This window comes from Microbulbifer sp. A4B17 (genome assembly GCF_003076275.1).
Taxonomy (GTDB): Bacteria; Pseudomonadota; Gammaproteobacteria; order Pseudomonadales; family Cellvibrionaceae; genus Microbulbifer.
Map to the genome: position 1 here is coordinate 3,483,398 of NZ_CP029064.1, position 15,133 is coordinate 3,498,530.

The following is a 15,133-nucleotide window of genomic DNA, read 5'->3' on the forward strand; positions in this document are numbered from 1 at the left end:
ATACAGACTAATGGTGCAAAGCCAGGAGGGATGAAGAAGAAATTTTTTAAATATATTTAGTGAAAAAATCAAACAGTTCGAATTACTCACAAATTGCTATTCGACCAGTATTTAATACGGAGATCTTAACTTACCCAAACATTTACATCGGTAATACTGATGACCTAGCTTGTGACGAACCAGTCAAGAATATCCTCCCCTAACATTCAAATCTGCATTATTAAGAAATAATATAAAATCATACACTATATCTTAAAAATTTTTTTAGTATTTGGCGCAGATATACAAATAGCTTTGAACTTTATGTATCTACCTGTCTCTGATTTATCCGGGACAATCCATATAGACACATAAGTAATGCATACTAAATTTTTCCCTCTTTCTCTTTTTATCCTATTGATCTTCTTCTCGCTACCGTCCCGAGCCAGTGTAAGTTGCAATGTACAAATGACTATACAGAGCGAGTGGGAAGATGGATATATGGCTTCAGTAGTTATACGTAATACAGGTGCCGAGCCAATTAGCGAGTGGGAACTTTCATGGCAGTGGCCTTCAGACCAAGAGGTCACACTTATATGGAATGCTACTTCACTACAAAATGAAAACTTAATTTCTGTAGTTGGAAAAGAAGGCTATGTAAAGGTACCTGTTGGCCAAGCCCAATCTTTTGGTTTTAACATTAAATACTCAGGTGGTGAGCAGAAACCTTCTCATATTAACGCTAGTTGTAACGACACCACCAACAATCCTAATCCGCCTTCACGAAGGCTGTTAGATCCTCTTTCACAATACAATCTTATTTTAGGCACTCAAACGATCAATCCTAAGTATACATTCACAAAAAAGGGATCACTTCTTGAGAGTGCTGAGGCTATTTACGAAATGGGTTCTAACTTACTCAAGATTGCCCTTTCTCCCAGCTTGTATAGCGAGTTAAGTAACACCGGGCTCGATTATCAATTCAAGCGAATACTGGAAGAGATTCCAGAATTTCAGCAGGTATTGGAGATGGATTTCTCTATCTACATGTTTTGGGTGGAGGACTCAGGTTCCTGGATGGATAATAAAGGAATGAGTGAAGAAGAGCTTCAGTGGCAGTATGACAAAGTTTATTCACTGGCAGAGTATTTACTAACTGAATATAGCGGCTCCGGTAAAACATTTATGATTGGGCACTGGGAAGGGGATTGGAACCTGGTTCAAAAGACTGATGGGATTAGAGATGACAGTCAGGAAACTATCCCCGCTAAGCGTATACAGGGTCTAATTGACTGGGTCAATATTCGGCAAAAAGCCATTGATGATGCCAAAGCAAATATCACCCATTCGGACGTTAACCTATATCATTATATCGAGGTCAATAGAGTTGAATCTGCAATGCAGGGAAAGGAGCGAATAACCAATGCCGTACTACCCCATACCAATGTAGATTTAGTTTCTTATTCAGCTTACGATCTCACTACCAAAGAAAAGCATTCAGATTTTTCTACTCTTCATAGTGAGTTAACCGCAGCTTTAGAATTTATCAATTCAAATCTTCCCAAGAAATCTGGACTGCCATTCGAAAAAAGGGTTTTCATTGGCGAGTATGGTTACGGGGAATCCTGGTTTAAGGATTGGGGAACCCGCTCTGGCGAAGCTCAGGATATGCTATCACGCAATGTAATAAAAACGGCGCTCCAATGGGGTACTCCATTTATTTTGTACTGGCAAATGTATGACAATGAATATGATAGCTGGATCAATGACTTCACTGGTTACTGGCTTGTTGACAAGGATGGTAATAAAAAGGAGATTTATAATACCCACCAGAAGTACTACAAGGACGCGAAAACATTCTTAAATAACTATTATTTGGAAAACTCCTCCCTCCCATCAGAAAGCGAATTCCGAAGCTATGCCTTAAAATGGTTTGAATCTTCGAAAAATCCTACGCAACAATCCAAACCTGACACTACCCCCACGATACCGGAAGAACCCAGTGAACCTTCAGGCCAATGTAATGTGGAATATACCGTTCAAAGTGACTGGGGAAGTGGCTTTATGGCAAATGTGGTTATTTATAATTTGGGGGAGACTCCTCTCGATGAATGGCAATTGCAGTGGAACTGGCAAGGTAACCAATCAATCACACACTTTTGGAATGCACAAGTCACAGAAAGTAACGGGGGTATAACTGTCACTAGTGAATCACCTATTCGAGCAGGAGAGGCCCAGGCATTTGGGTTTAATGCAAATTATTCAGGGGAAAACATCCCACCAATCATCATTGGCAACTGCAAAGGTACTACCGCTACTGAACCTTCACAGTCTGGCGAATCTCCTCACAAGTCTAATAAAAATTTAAAAAGTAACAGTATTAAGCTGTGGTTTATCGGTGATTCGATTACTTACGGGATGACAACTCTCCCTTATAATTCAAACGGATTTCGTAGCCAGGTCTGGGACTATCTTGTCAAAGCAGCCGATGGCAACTCAATCTTTCCTATAGATAAAGAGTCTACCAGTGAGCAACTAATTCTAAAATATAATGGAAAACATCTAAAAACGATTGGTACTATCTCTGGACCAACAGGCCCTGATGACTTTTCTCAACAAACCAAAAATTACTGGCACTCTGGAATACCTGGAGCTACAACTAACGACTTACTTTGCTATCTTGATCCGAGACACCATCAAATCACCCCTGGCTACAATTTCACCCGCTGCCTCGACTCCATAAATAACTTTAATCAAGTTCTCAACGAAAAGTGCAGGGAGAATGCAAGCAGTACAGATTGGCTCACTAATCAAGCCTGTGATTTAACTCAAGATATAACCTCTAAGGATAGCGTAGTCATACCTATACAGCTCGGGACCAACGACATCACTTTCCTCAGTATGAATAGTGCAATTGATTGTAGCCTTCCAATAAAAGAAGACAGTGAATCAGCACAGCAACTAAATGGAGTCGTCAATAATATTATATCGTCACCCCATAACATCAGTGGCACATCAATAACAGATAGAATACAAAGTTACTTTGAGAGCATAGATATACCTTCTGATAAAATTGTATTCTTAATTTCAACCATCCCTCGTCGAACTGAAATGGACGGACAAGATCCGAAAAATTACTGTACTGATTTTTATAATCAAAAAATAAGGAAAACTCTGTCTGAGGCCTCCAACACCAAAAATATTTTCTTTGCAGAGCAAGGGAACATTATCCCTACTGGAGATCCAGTACACCCTACAACTCAAGGCCATAAGATTATGGCTTGTAACTTGCTGTATGGTGAAAACCATGGTCATTCGGATATTCTTTCCTGTATTCTCCCCAATAACATTCCTGATGAAGGGCTATTAAAAGCAATAGATCATATATCCAACTAGCTGGAAGTTCGTCTAACAGGCCCTGATTAACAATTTTCAGGGCACTGCTTTTAAAATCGCCAGTAACTTAGGGGATCCCATTACAATTCAATCCGATTTTAAAAATTGGGGTAGAAGCCAACCTATTTATTAACAAGGCTTACGAATTGGTCTCTATACTCTGCCCACATTACTTTTCCTGAGAACTTACTAAAATCGACTTTTTTTAATTTAGAACCCGACGACAATGACAGGTACATTGATTCCAACTTCAGTATTGCGTCGCTACAACTCGAATAGAGGAAAGGTTTAGGATAGAACTCCGGATAGCACTGTTCATCGGGCACTAAAGGAGTCGCTCCGAGGATAGCCGCTTCCATTACCGCCAATCCCTGAAATTCATGGTAAGCCGTAGATAAGAATATATGGCTATGTCGCAGTACTTGACGATAGTCTTTAGCACTTTCGAGATATCCAAATATTAGTAGATGTCCAGCAAATTCCTCTTGTATTTGAGTAAACTCAGTGGGGCTATTGCGAAATGATTGCCCCATCAGATTGACAACAAACTTAACGTTGCTAGCTTTCAAGCCCCGGAGGATTTCCAGCAATCGGTCTGCACCTTTGTCATACTCCCAGCGGGCGGCCCAACTGATAATTAAGGTATCTTCACCAGCCTCACCCAAATAAGCATTCTCTGCTCGGCAACTCCAAGAAAATACCTCGTCATTTGCCCTACTATCAAAAACGATATCTTCTATAGGTACGGGAAGAACTCGTGATTTTTCTTTAATCTCTTCACAAACGCCTTGCGGAACACAATCGGGAAAGCGCTTTAGTAATTTTTCAGTGCCCTCTAACAAGGTGCGGCGGTTGTATTCGGAGTTAAATAGGACCAGGTCACAAGCCAAAGCCGTGTAAATATTCAGTAACTGGGGCTCAATCGAGCGAAAGGCATCGGAGCTAACTGGATATGCAAACTGATTCTCATGGAAATACACAACTGTGGGCACCCCTACGATTTCGGGGACTAATCCGCGCAAAGCACTCAGGTCAGTCATTGATGTGGCAACAATCAAATCCCAACCCTGCTTTAGAACTTGCGCAGGTTTCCCTCTACCCCAGGAAAGGCTGTTACCGCGAATACGCCAACTAAAGTAACGTGGAGGCAAAGTGAGTAGGGTCCATTGCCACTCGGGAAATGCCTTTACCAATCCTTCGCGCCAACGCTTGTGACTATCCGCATCATAAGCAGAGAGTAGTAAAACTTTCATAGAGTGGTAACAAAAAGGAATGATACCGGGATCAAACTTAACCCCGGTAGGTATTGATGGAACGAATTAATCGAAGGATCGTACATTCATTAAGCGTGCGAACAAACTGGAGGTATCCCAACGAGCCCCTCCGATGGCCTGTACTTCGCTGTAAAACTGATCCACCAGAGCAGTAACTGGCAATAAGGCGCCGTTGTGCTGTGCCTCTTGAAGCACTATCGCCAGATCTTTACGCATCCAATCCACAGCAAAACCATGATCATACTCTCCAGCCAGCATGGTTTTTGACCGGTTTTCCATTTGCCAGCTTTGCGCAGCCCCCTTGGAAATCACATCAACTACCTGTTCCCCATCTAAACCGGCAGCTTTGGCGAAGTGTAAGCCCTCAGCAAGCCCTTGAACTACACCTGCAATACATATTTGATTGACCATTTTACACAACTGACCGCTGCCTACAGGTCCCATCAGGTTGATCGCTCTTGCATAGCTGTTGATGAAGGGCTGTACTTTGTCGAAATCAGCTTTATCTCCCCCGATCATAACCGTCAAAAAACCATTCTCAGCGCCGGCTTGACCTCCAGAAACAGGAGCATCCAGAAAACCGATTCCCTTTTCATTGGCGGCAGCCGCAAGTTCACGGGCAACGTCTGCAGAGGCTGTTGTGTGGTCCACAAACAAAGTCCCTTCAGTCATACTATTGAATGCCCCCTTCCCGCCTGTTACCACCTGGCGAAGGTCACCATCATTGCCCACGCAGGCAAAGACGACCTCTGCACCTTTAGCAGCTTCGGCAGGTGTTGCAAAGCTTTCGCCATCATATTCTTGTAGCCACTGATCCGCACGACTAACTGTGCGATTGTAAATTCGCACCATATGACCCGCATTGGAAAGATGACCAGCCATGGGGTATCCCATTACCCCCAATCCAATAAATGCAACTGTTGCCATTTCTTCTACCCCCATATCATCCAAATAAGTATCGCTCCGAGAATCAGGCGATAGATCGCAAAAGGAGCCATCCCAATGCGGCTAATAAATTGCAGGAAAAAATGAATACATAGATAAGCACTCAGACAAGATAGAACTGTACCCAGCAATAAATCGTTCCATGGCACACTTTCTAGAGTAAGCAGCTCCACCGTCAACAACATAGCGCTGAGCGCGATTACAGGGATGGACATCAGAAATGAAAAACGTGCGGCAGCTTCCCGCTTCATTCCAAGCATCAATCCCGCAGTCATGGTGATACCAGAGCGAGAAGTACCAGGAATCAGGGCCAATACTTGTGAGAAACCAATCAAAAGTGCTTTTTTCCAATTTAACTGGGCCAAGGACTCTACCCTGCGACCCTTGACATCTGCCCACCACAGCAATACGCCAAAGCCGATAGTAGTGGCAGCGATAACACCTGCAGAACGCAAGTGGGTTTCGATATAGCCTTTAAACACCAACCCGGCCAACCCCACGGGAATTGTGGCGAGAACAATCAGCCAGGCCAATCGCCCCTCATCGGTAAACTGTTTGTCCGTAAAACCTCCGAGGCCATCCCTGATTAACACCCAGATATCTTTACGGAAGTAAAATACTACTGCCAATAAAGAGCCAAAATGGACAGCCACGTCGAAGGCCAACCCCTGATCCTCCCAGCCCAATATCTCAGAGGGTAAGATCAAGTGTGCAGAACTGGAGATAGGGAGAAATTCTGTCAGGCCCTGAATCAGGGCCAGTATTACAATCTGAAATGTATCCATGTGCTATTGGGATCGAATTTTTTGTCGTTTTTTCCATGTGACTTCATTGCGCAAATAAACAGGCTCAAGCTCTTCAGCAGTAACAGAATTGCCTTGCTCCAACAATGGAACTGCCAGTTGCGCTATATCCCGAGCGTAAATGAAGCACGCCTGATCAACCGCTTCCAGTGACGCCTGCCGAAAAACGTCGTAGTGCAAGCCCGGGCCCGCCCCATAAATTGGAGCGGAGACCTCTGAATCCTCTAGAGACAACAAAACCTCTTCCGGGTTCTGTACAGCTTCCGGGATCAAGCTCTCACTGGGTGAGTTAGTAGAGTAAACCCCCCAATATACCTGTTGCATGCGTGCATCCAGCATCGCCACTATAGGATATTGTCCCCACTCCGGATGCGAGCGCCGGGCTCCAAGGGCAAGGGCAGCGAGACTGGAAACCGGAACTACCGGCAGATCGGAAGCATAGGCCAACCCCTGCACACTGCTAATTGCAATTCGAAGACCGGTAAATGACCCCGGCCCTTGGCTGACAGCAAGGGCATCCAGGTCGGCGAGCTTCATATCGGCTTCTGCGAGGACTTCATCCACCATTGGCAAAAGGCGACGGGTATGGTCTCGCTCAGCCTGCACGAAACGTTCAATCAATTGGTCATCAGATATGAGAGCAACAGAACAGGCTCCCGAAGTTGTATCCAGGGCAAGTATTTTCACAGCGTTCTTAAACCTGGTCATTAAAAGTGGGGGGGAATTGTGGCACGGGAGCAGAGGGGAGTCATGTCCAATATCGCAACCTACAACTAAAAAACCCCGGCACTAACCGGGGTCTTTTAGGAGCAACCCAAGCATCTTGCTTGTGGCGCCCTTGTAATACAATCCTATGCGGCCTTCTTCGGTGGACGGCCTCGACGAGCTGCACCAGGCTTTGGTGGGCGACCGCGGCGGGCTGGGGCCTTCTTGGGAGCTGCTGCAGTGGCTTTCTTGGGCCGTCCAACTCTTTTTGCCGGCTTGGCTGCTGCAGAAGCCTTCTTTGGACGCCCAACTTTAACTTTCTTCGCCGTGGTAGCGGCGGCCTTCTTGGGGCGACCAGGCTTTTTCGCTGCACTAGCCTTAGCCGCGGGTTTCTTCTTAGTCTTTTGAGCTTCGGCCTTTAATTTAGCCTTAGCTTTCTTCTCTAATTCTTTTACTTTGGCAGCAGCTTTCTTTGCAGCTGTTTTTATCTTGGCTTCAGCCTTCTTCTCAGCGGACTTAAGCTTCTTGGCATGCGCCTTTTCTTTAGTCTTCACCCAGCGCGCTTCAAACGCCTTGAGAGCGGCAGCCAACTCTTTATCCGCTTTACTGGAAAGGCTTTTAGACAGGATTTCCACCTTTTCTTTTGCGGCAGCCTCAGCTATACGCACGGCATCCATAGCCTTGGCTTTGGCAAGATCCATCTTTGCTACTGCCAGCTTGGCACGTAAATCTTTCGCCTTGGTATTGGCGCTGGCCAGCGAAGTCTTTGCCGTTGCCGAACTGCTTTTCTGCGCTCGTGCTTTTGCCTTAGCTACTCGATCCATTTGCGAGTCCAGCGATTTGGTCGCTGATTCTACCGCCTTCTGCGCTTTCACGACTGCTGGCGACGGTGCAGTCGCCTTGGTTGCTCGTTTCGCGCGTGTACCCTTTTTTACTACTCTTGCCATCCCTTGTCTCCTCACTGAAAGAAGAAGTACATCCAAAAGTGTGCCGGCAGCATTGCCTTTTAGCTATCGAATAAAAACTGTAACCGGCCGTTTTTATTACTTATGCAAATCGCCGCACCGCCTATTTCGATACAACTTTATCAAAGTTAATAAAAATACCCGGCATTGCAAGTAAAAAAGCGAAAAATGAGAAACTTTTTATAAAAAAAGTATATTTTTCTTATCAATTTACGCTTTTGGGTCCCGTTTTAGCACTTTGGTAGAAATTATTTTGTCCCTTCGAGCTTGGTTTGCACAATTCCGGCAAGTGCCTCTATGTGATCCTTGCGTAAATTTAAAGCGGGAATATAACGGTAATCACGGCCCCCGGCATCTATAAAATTAGCGCGATTCTCTACCGAAATTTCTTCCAGTGTTTCCAGGCAATCAGCAGAAAAAGCCGGGCAAATTACATCGACACTACTAATTCCCGCTTTGCCCCACTCTATTAGAGTCTTATCAGTGTATGGTTGCAGCCACTCTGCCTTACCAAAACGCGACTGGAACGTAACTTGCCACTTATCCTCACCAATTTTCAGCTCGTCCGCTAATAACTTCGCTGTTTCCATACAGTGGTGATAGTAGGGGTCTCCCTTATCAACATTCGCTTTGGGGATGCCGTGAAACGAAAGCAATAACTTTTCTGCAGGCTCTACTTTTTCCCAGTGCTCTCTCACTGAATTGGCCAGGGATTTTATATACAGTGGATTTCGATAATAATCTCGAATCAAGGAAATATCCGGAATATCACGACTATTGCGAAAAATTTGCGCCACCTGGTCATAAATTGCAGCAGTCGTGGTAGCCGAATATTGGGGATAGAGGGGAAGAACCACGAAAGATTCAAAGCTTTTCTTTCGCAGAGTTTCTATCGTCTTATCCAGACGGGGCTCACCATAAGTCATCGCATATTCAACAGCGACCTCATTACCTTCTGCCAGTAAATGCTTTTGCAATAGCTCTGCTTGCTTCTGCGTATAGTAGAGAAGTGGTGATCCTTCCACCTTTGCTTCATCAGCACTTCCATTCCATATTTCCTCGTATGCAGGCGCAATACGCTGTGGGCGAAAAGGCAGCACGAAGCAGTTCAAGATGGTCAACCAGATTGGTCTCGGAATCTCAACAACCCGTGGATCTGAAAGGAATTCCCGCAAAAAACTTCTCACTGCTGCAGGTTTCGGCTCAGCAGGAGTACCCAAATTCATCAAAATTATCGCCGTAGACATAAACCGCCCCGTTAGAAACATTTTCCTTTCATGAACTCCTGCCAGTTAACGGACAGGAAAGAGCGAATACTGCCAGGGGAACACCGCCACGATCAACTCAATCCAATATCGCTATTGCAGATACGAAAAAGCCCCCAAGCGGGGGCTTAAACACGGTGTTACTGGCAATCTCAGCTGAGAGCTTCCAACACTTTCTCGCGAATATCATCCATACTGCCAACACCCATTACTTTGGCGTACTTGGGAGCTGCTTCGGGAGAGCGCGCTTCCAGCTCACGGTAAAAACCTACCAGGGGTGCCGTCTGCTCGTGATAAACCGCCAAACGGTTGCGGACGGTTTCTTCAGTGTCATCAGTACGCTGAATCAATGCCTCACCAGTCACATCATCGACGCCCTCAGTCTTGGGCGGATTGTAAACGATGTGATAGACACGACCGGAGTTTTCGTGAACTCGGCGACCAGAAAGACGCTTCACAATCTCTTCATCGTCAACGGCGATTTCTAGAACGTGATCAATGTGAACATCCGCTTCCAACAGGGCTTCTGCCTGAGGAATGGTGCGGGGGAAGCCATCAAACAGGAAACCTTTAGCGCAGTCTTCCTGAGCGATTCGCTCTTTAACCAGCGCAATGATCAGGTCGTCAGAAACCAATTTTCCTGCGTCCATAACATCCTTAGCCTGCAGGCCAAGAGGGGTACCCGCCTTCACCGCAGCGCGAAGCATATCGCCGGTGGAGATCTGCGGAATGCCGAACTTCTCTGTTATGAATTGAGCCTGAGTGCCTTTGCCGGCTCCCGGCGCGCCCAAGAGAATAATTCGCATGTTCAGTAAGCCTCCAATACTTTCGACGAACCAAAAGCCGCCGCGCTAAAAGAGCGCTACCTTACACTCAGACCTCAGATTGGGCAAGATTGCTACCGATACCCCCACAATGCATACAAACAGGAAGGCGCAGGAGAGTGCGGGAAGTCTCGTCACCCATGGGCGTTACAGAGCCTTTAGTTTCCAGCACCAGTCACAAGCTGCTCTTTAGCCTTATCCCAAAGCCGGTCCAATTCCTCCAGCGTTGCCTCTGATACCTGCCGCCCTTGACGCTGTAAACTGGCCTCAATAAAACCAAAACGCTGCTCAAATTTTCTGCTACAGCCCCGCAGAGCGGCTTCAGGATCAGCTTTCAAGTGTCGAGATGCATTCACACAGGAGAACAGCAAATCTCCCAGCTCCTCCTGCGCGTGCTCCATATCACCGCAGGCTACGGCCTCCCGCAACTCTGCAATCTCTTCCTCAATCTTATCCAGGACTCCATTGATATCGGGCCAGTCAAACCCCACGCGCGCAGCGCGCTTCTGCAATTTGGCCGCACGCGTCAACGCTGGCAGCCCCATCGCTACTCCTGCCAGAGTTCCCTCATCACCCTTGGCAGTGCGCTCAGCTTCCTTAATTGCCTCCCAATTCCTCTTCACTTCAGCCTCATTGAGGGGCTCAGCAGAGCGATTGCCGTAAAGCGTTCCACTCGGGAATACATGGGGATGCCTACGCACTAATTTGCGCACCAGCGTGTCGACAATTTGCGAAAAATCAAAATAGCCTTGTTCACGCCCGAGTTGAGCGTAAAAAATCACCTGGAAGAGAAGATCTCCGAGTTCTTCATGTAGATGTTCGTAGTCTTCTTGCTCGATAGCCTCAGCAACTTCATAAGCCTCTTCAATCGTCGATGGGACAATGCTTGCAAAGCTCTGCTTCAGGTCCCAAGGACACCCCCCATCGGGATTGCGCAGTTCGGCCATCAGGTGGAGCAGGTCCTCCACAGAGTAATTCTTTTCCACGTTATTCCTTATTCAGCGGAGAATTCGCCGCTTTGCCGACGCAACATTGGGCAGCTGATTAATTCGATGTAATACCTGACTCAATTCTTCAAAGTTGTGAATCTCTGCGGTCACGATCATTTCTACCGTATGCTTATTCTTATTGGAGCGAGTTTGCATAGCGGTAATATTAATTTTCTGGCTATCCAGCATCACTGTGACGTCCCGCAGTAACCCCTGACGATCGTAGGCTTCAATCATAATTTCTACGGCATAAAGCTCGCGGGGTTTTTCAGCCCAGCTTACCTGAAGCACCCTTTCAGACTCCTCAACCTGCATACGCAACATATTCGCGCAGTCTTTGCGGTGGATAGAGACCCCTCGCCCGAGGGTGATATAGCCCATAATCTCATCGCCTGGAACAGGGTTACAACAACCTGCAATATGAGTGAGTAAGTTCCCCACACCATCGATATAGACATCAGCCTTACCCTCCCCCCGAGCCACTGGAGCCGTGAGTGAGGGAACCCGGGGCGCACTGTCCACATTCACCATCCGCTGTGCAGCGTTAAGAACCTGTCCCACGCCAATATCGCCAGCTCCTACCGCCGCATAGAGGTCCTCAAGGGAGTGCATGTTGAGCTTGGCTGCCAGCTTCTCGAAGTCGAAGTCTCCCAGCGCAAGCTGCTTAAACTCTCTGTCGAGGATACTGCGACCATCAGCAATGTTCTGGTCTCTTGCCTGCTGTTTAAACCAGTGAATAATCTTCGCCCGGGCACGGGAGGTGGTGATATAGGCCATGCCTGAAGAGAGCCAGTCGCGACTGGGGGCTTCGAGTTTCCCTGTGAGAATTTCAACTTGGTTGGCTGTTTCCAATTGATGATTAAGGGGTACGATTCGCCCATCAACCTTGGCCCCACGGCAGCGGTGGCCAATTTCTGTATGAATTTTGTAGGCAAAATCCAATGGTGTTGCACCCCGAGGCAGATCTACAACATGGCCTCCGGGAGTAAAGACATAAATGCGGGAATCCGCTTCACTCGAGCGCAGATCGTCCTGGAGTGGATTGCCACCCACCTCTTCATGCCAGTCGAGCACCTGCCGCAGCCAGGATATCTTTTGCTCGTAGCTATCTTTACTTTCGCTCTTCAGGTCAGTGCCCTTGTAACGCCAGTGGGCGCAAACACCGTATTCCGCCTCTTCATGCATGGCAAAAGTTCGGATCTGAACTTCTAGCACCTTGCGTTCAGGACCAATTACTGCAGTGTGCAGGGAGCGGTAACCGTTTTCTTTGGGGGAGGCAATATAATCATCAAATTCATTGGGTATATTGCGCCAGAGGTTATGTACTATCCCCAGGACTGCATAGCAATCCCGTACGGTGGGGACAAGAATACGTACTGCTCGAATATCGTAAACCTGGGAGAAACCAATATTTTTCCGGCGCATTTTCCGCCAGATACTGTAGATGTGTTTCGCCCGTCCATAGACATCACCCTCAATATGGGCGCGTTCGAGTTCGGAGCGCAATAACTCCAACACCTCATCGATATACTGTTGCCGAGCCAGTCTTTTTTCATCTAACAAGCGAGCAATTTGCTTGTAATCTTCTGGCTCAAGGTAGCGGAATGACAGGTCTTCCAATTCCCACTTGATGTGGCCGATACCCAAGCGGTGAGCGAGGGGCGCATAAACATCAGCTACTTCCCGAGCCACTCTCTGTCGTTTTGCCGGTTCTGAGTTTTTTGCAGCTCGAATCGCACAGGTTCGCTCGGCGAGCTTGATCAAAGCTACTCGCACATCGTCGACCAACGCCACCAGCATACGTCGGATATTCTCTGAGTGCTCCTCTACAGCACCGCTGGTACTTTCTTCACCAGTATCTGCACTGCGACTGCGAATTGCCGCCATACGCAAAACACCGCGAATTAGCTTGGCCACTCGCTCACCAAACTCTTTTTCCACTACTTGCAGTGTCAGGCGTTTCTCACGAACAGCCCTGTACAGAACCGCAGCGACAAGTGCCTCTGAGTCTATCTGTAAGTCGGCGAGTATCTCAGCCATCTCAAGGCCAGTGGTAAAACTGCTAGCGCCCTCAGCCCAGATGTTTTCCGCCTCAATAGCGCGCTGCTCCGCCTCGGCACTCACCTCGGCCGCACGCCGTAAAGTCACTATCGCAGAGCCATCCAGCCCCGCAAGTTTCTGTACATGGCGCAACCAGGATTCAAGGTCGAGTTCACCCTCTCCACCAAAGGAATGATGTTTTCTTACCTGAACCATCTTTTAACAAGAGTCATCTGTGTTATTGGCATAATTTTGTTGTCACTTGGCCATAGCTGCACGTTAATTCGATATCCGTGCTGGTTTAAGCGCTTCTCTATCATAGGTTTGAACTCACCAAAGTCCATGATTTTCTGTATACATTTCAATAAGCTGCGCGAAATTCAGCAATTTTTCGTACCAGTTTGAATGAAAAGGTATAAGTCTTGCGCACCTTGTTGACCTTTTAACCAACGAATAAACCTGCAAAACCGATGCCTGCAGGAGGCTAAAGTAGTGGCGGGATAAAATCAGGGAGAGAAGATGATTGCAAATTTTACTGATCAGAAAGCTGCCACAGTTCAACACATTTCCGGGAGAAAACAGATTAGGACTTTACCCAACTTTACACATTGGCTTTTTGCGATGAGCCGTTTAGTTGTAGTCTATTTTTTACCAGTAATGCAGATAGCAGAAAGATGAGAGTTGTAAAGCTGGGTGAGATTAAAGAACATGCAATCGCAAATAACTTGAAATAACATTTCAAAAAAGCAACCGGCCCCACGCTTTTTTGTGAACAGAGATCAGGCACAATGCTGGATAATAAAAAACACTTTACTTCCAGCACTGTCAAATAAAAACAAGATAAATTCGAGAATAAAAGTAAGGGTTATTTTCCGCTGGCAAAAAGCCCTGAAGATAAATAGCGATCGCCCCGATCACAGATAATTGCAACAATCGTCGCATTTTCTAGCTGCGCAGAAAGTCTTAATGCACCGGCTACTGCTCCCCCGGAAGAAACACCACAAAATATTCCCTCTTCTTTCGCCAGCCGGCGAGTCATGTCTTCAGCTTCCTGCTGGTCCATATCCATGACCATATCCACTTGCTCTGGGATGAAAATCTTCGGCAGATAGGCCTCCGGCCAACGACGAATCCCCGGTATACTGGAGCCCTCTGTCGGCTGTAGCCCAACAATTTGAATATTAGGATTTTGCTCTTTTAAATAGCGCCCGCACCCCATAATGGTGCCGGTCGTACCCATTGAAGAGACAAAGTGAGTTACCCTTCCTGCAGTCTGCTGCCAAATTTCCGGGCCTGTTCCTTCAAAATGCGCCAGTGGGTTATCGGAATTGGCAAACTGGTTAAGTACCAACCCCTTCTTATCTTCCTGCATTTGCAGGGCCAGATCCCGCGCCCCCTCCATACCTTCTTCAGCACTCACCAGGATCAACTCAGCACCATAAGCCGTCATTGAAGCTTTGCGCTCTTCGGTGGCGCTATCGGGCATAATCAAAATCATTTGATACCCCTTGATCGCTGCCGCCATTGCCAGAGCTATCCCAGTGTTGCCGCTGGTCGCTTCAATCAGAGTGTCTCCCGGCGAAATATAACCCGCAGCTTCCGCACGGTTAATCATTGAAAGTGCCGGGCGGTCTTTTACCGATCCCGCAGGGTTATTGCCTTCCAGCTTGAGCAAAACAGTATTGCTGGTTTCACCAGGCAGGCGCTGCAGTTTGACCAGCGGGGTATTGCCTACGCAGTCAGCAATTGTTGGGTAATCCATAATGCAATAAATTCCAGAAAAATCTCGCGGGAAGCAAGTGTACAGCATGGGGAACCATGCACTAAATACCGACTAATTTGGTCCACTCCCTGTCCGGGTTATTTAGACCCATGCACCCCCAACAATACCAGATCGGCTATGGACACTCTGCTGACCACCGTTCACAAAATGGAGCTTTGAGTCACT

11 protein-coding genes are annotated in these 15,133 nt (G+C 47.0%); 1 reads left to right on the forward strand and 10 read right to left on the reverse strand.

Annotation, left to right across the window (positions count from 1 at the left end; translation table 11 throughout):
- The first annotated feature begins 447 nt into the window (after window positions 1-447).
- Entirely contained in the window at window positions 448-3,375 is a 2,928-nt protein-coding gene (locus tag BTJ40_RS15365; protein WP_192879338.1) for a cellulose binding domain-containing protein, read from the forward strand.
- A gap of 122 nt (window positions 3,376-3,497) precedes the next feature.
- Here BTJ40_RS15365 and BTJ40_RS15370 read toward each other — a convergent pair whose 3' ends face one another.
- From BTJ40_RS15370 to cysM, 10 genes are all read right to left on the reverse strand, one after another.
- The gene (locus tag BTJ40_RS15370; protein WP_108733923.1) at window positions 3,498-4,628 is read right to left on the reverse strand and encodes a DUF3524 domain-containing protein; all 1,131 of its coding nucleotides are present in this window, start codon (window positions 4,626-4,628) and stop codon (window positions 3,498-3,500) included.
- A gap of 66 nt (window positions 4,629-4,694) precedes the next feature.
- On the reverse strand, window positions 4,695-5,576 hold the full coding sequence (locus BTJ40_RS15375; protein ID WP_108735288.1) for an NAD(P)-dependent oxidoreductase: 882 nt from the start codon (window positions 5,574-5,576) through the stop codon (window positions 4,695-4,697).
- Between the two features lie 5 nt (window positions 5,577-5,581).
- Window positions 5,582-6,379, reverse strand: coding sequence for an undecaprenyl-diphosphate phosphatase (locus tag BTJ40_RS15380; RefSeq protein WP_108733924.1), 798 nt, complete (start codon window positions 6,377-6,379; stop codon window positions 5,582-5,584).
- 3 nt (window positions 6,380-6,382) lie between these two features.
- Window positions 6,383-7,084 carry a tRNA (adenosine(37)-N6)-threonylcarbamoyltransferase complex dimerization subunit type 1 TsaB gene (tsaB, locus tag BTJ40_RS15385; RefSeq protein ID WP_108733925.1) on the reverse strand — a complete coding sequence of 234 codons (702 nt, stop codon included), beginning with the start codon at window positions 7,082-7,084 and terminating at the stop codon, window positions 6,383-6,385.
- Between the two features lie 164 nt (window positions 7,085-7,248).
- Window positions 7,249-8,049 (reverse strand): hypothetical protein, encoded by an 801-nt coding sequence (locus BTJ40_RS15390; RefSeq protein WP_108733926.1) that lies wholly within the window; start codon window positions 8,047-8,049, stop codon window positions 7,249-7,251.
- A 266-nt stretch (window positions 8,050-8,315) separates the two neighbouring features.
- Window positions 8,316-9,314: a ferrochelatase gene (gene hemH / locus BTJ40_RS15395; RefSeq protein ID WP_108733927.1), complete on the reverse strand. Its 999-nt coding sequence runs from the start codon at window positions 9,312-9,314 to the stop codon at window positions 8,316-8,318.
- A 170-nt stretch (window positions 9,315-9,484) separates the two neighbouring features.
- Complete coding sequence (gene adk, locus BTJ40_RS15400; protein WP_108733928.1) at window positions 9,485-10,138, reverse strand: adenylate kinase; 654 nt, start codon at window positions 10,136-10,138, stop codon at window positions 9,485-9,487.
- Window positions 10,139-10,314: 176 nt separating this feature from the next.
- Window positions 10,315-11,142 (reverse strand): nucleoside triphosphate pyrophosphohydrolase, encoded by an 828-nt coding sequence (gene mazG / locus BTJ40_RS15405; RefSeq protein WP_108733929.1) that lies wholly within the window; start codon window positions 11,140-11,142, stop codon window positions 10,315-10,317.
- Between the two features lie 12 nt (window positions 11,143-11,154).
- Entirely contained in the window at window positions 11,155-13,401 is a 2,247-nt protein-coding gene (relA, locus tag BTJ40_RS15410; protein ID WP_108733930.1) for a GTP diphosphokinase, read from the reverse strand.
- 649 nt (window positions 13,402-14,050) lie between these two features.
- Entirely contained in the window at window positions 14,051-14,947 is an 897-nt protein-coding gene (cysM, locus tag BTJ40_RS15415; RefSeq protein WP_108733931.1) for a cysteine synthase CysM, read from the reverse strand.
- Between the last annotated feature and the right edge of the window lie 186 nt (window positions 14,948-15,133).

Bases quoted from the DNA above. Each gene is read 5' to 3' on its own strand.
- BTJ40_RS15365 (WP_192879338.1), top strand. From the start codon at position 448: ATGACTATACAGAGCGAGTGGGAAGATGGATATATGGCTTCAGTAGTT.
- BTJ40_RS15370 (WP_108733923.1), bottom strand. From the start codon at position 4,628: ATGAAAGTTTTACTACTCTCTGCTTATGATGCGGATAGTCACAAGCGT.
- BTJ40_RS15375 (WP_108735288.1), bottom strand. From the start codon at position 5,576: ATGGCAACAGTTGCATTTATTGGATTGGGGGTAATGGGATACCCCATG.
- BTJ40_RS15380 (WP_108733924.1), bottom strand. From the start codon at position 6,379: ATGGATACATTTCAGATTGTAATACTGGCCCTGATTCAGGGCCTGACA.
- BTJ40_RS15390 (WP_108733926.1), bottom strand. From the start codon at position 8,049: ATGGCAAGAGTAGTAAAAAAGGGTACACGCGCGAAACGAGCAACCAAG.
- hemH (WP_108733927.1), bottom strand. From the start codon at position 9,314: ATGTCTACGGCGATAATTTTGATGAATTTGGGTACTCCTGCTGAGCCG.
- adk (WP_108733928.1), bottom strand. From the start codon at position 10,138: ATGCGAATTATTCTCTTGGGCGCGCCGGGAGCCGGCAAAGGCACTCAG.
- relA (WP_108733930.1), bottom strand. From the start codon at position 13,401: ATGGTTCAGGTAAGAAAACATCATTCCTTTGGTGGAGAGGGTGAACTC.
- cysM (WP_108733931.1), bottom strand. From the start codon at position 14,947: ATGGATTACCCAACAATTGCTGACTGCGTAGGCAATACCCCGCTGGTC.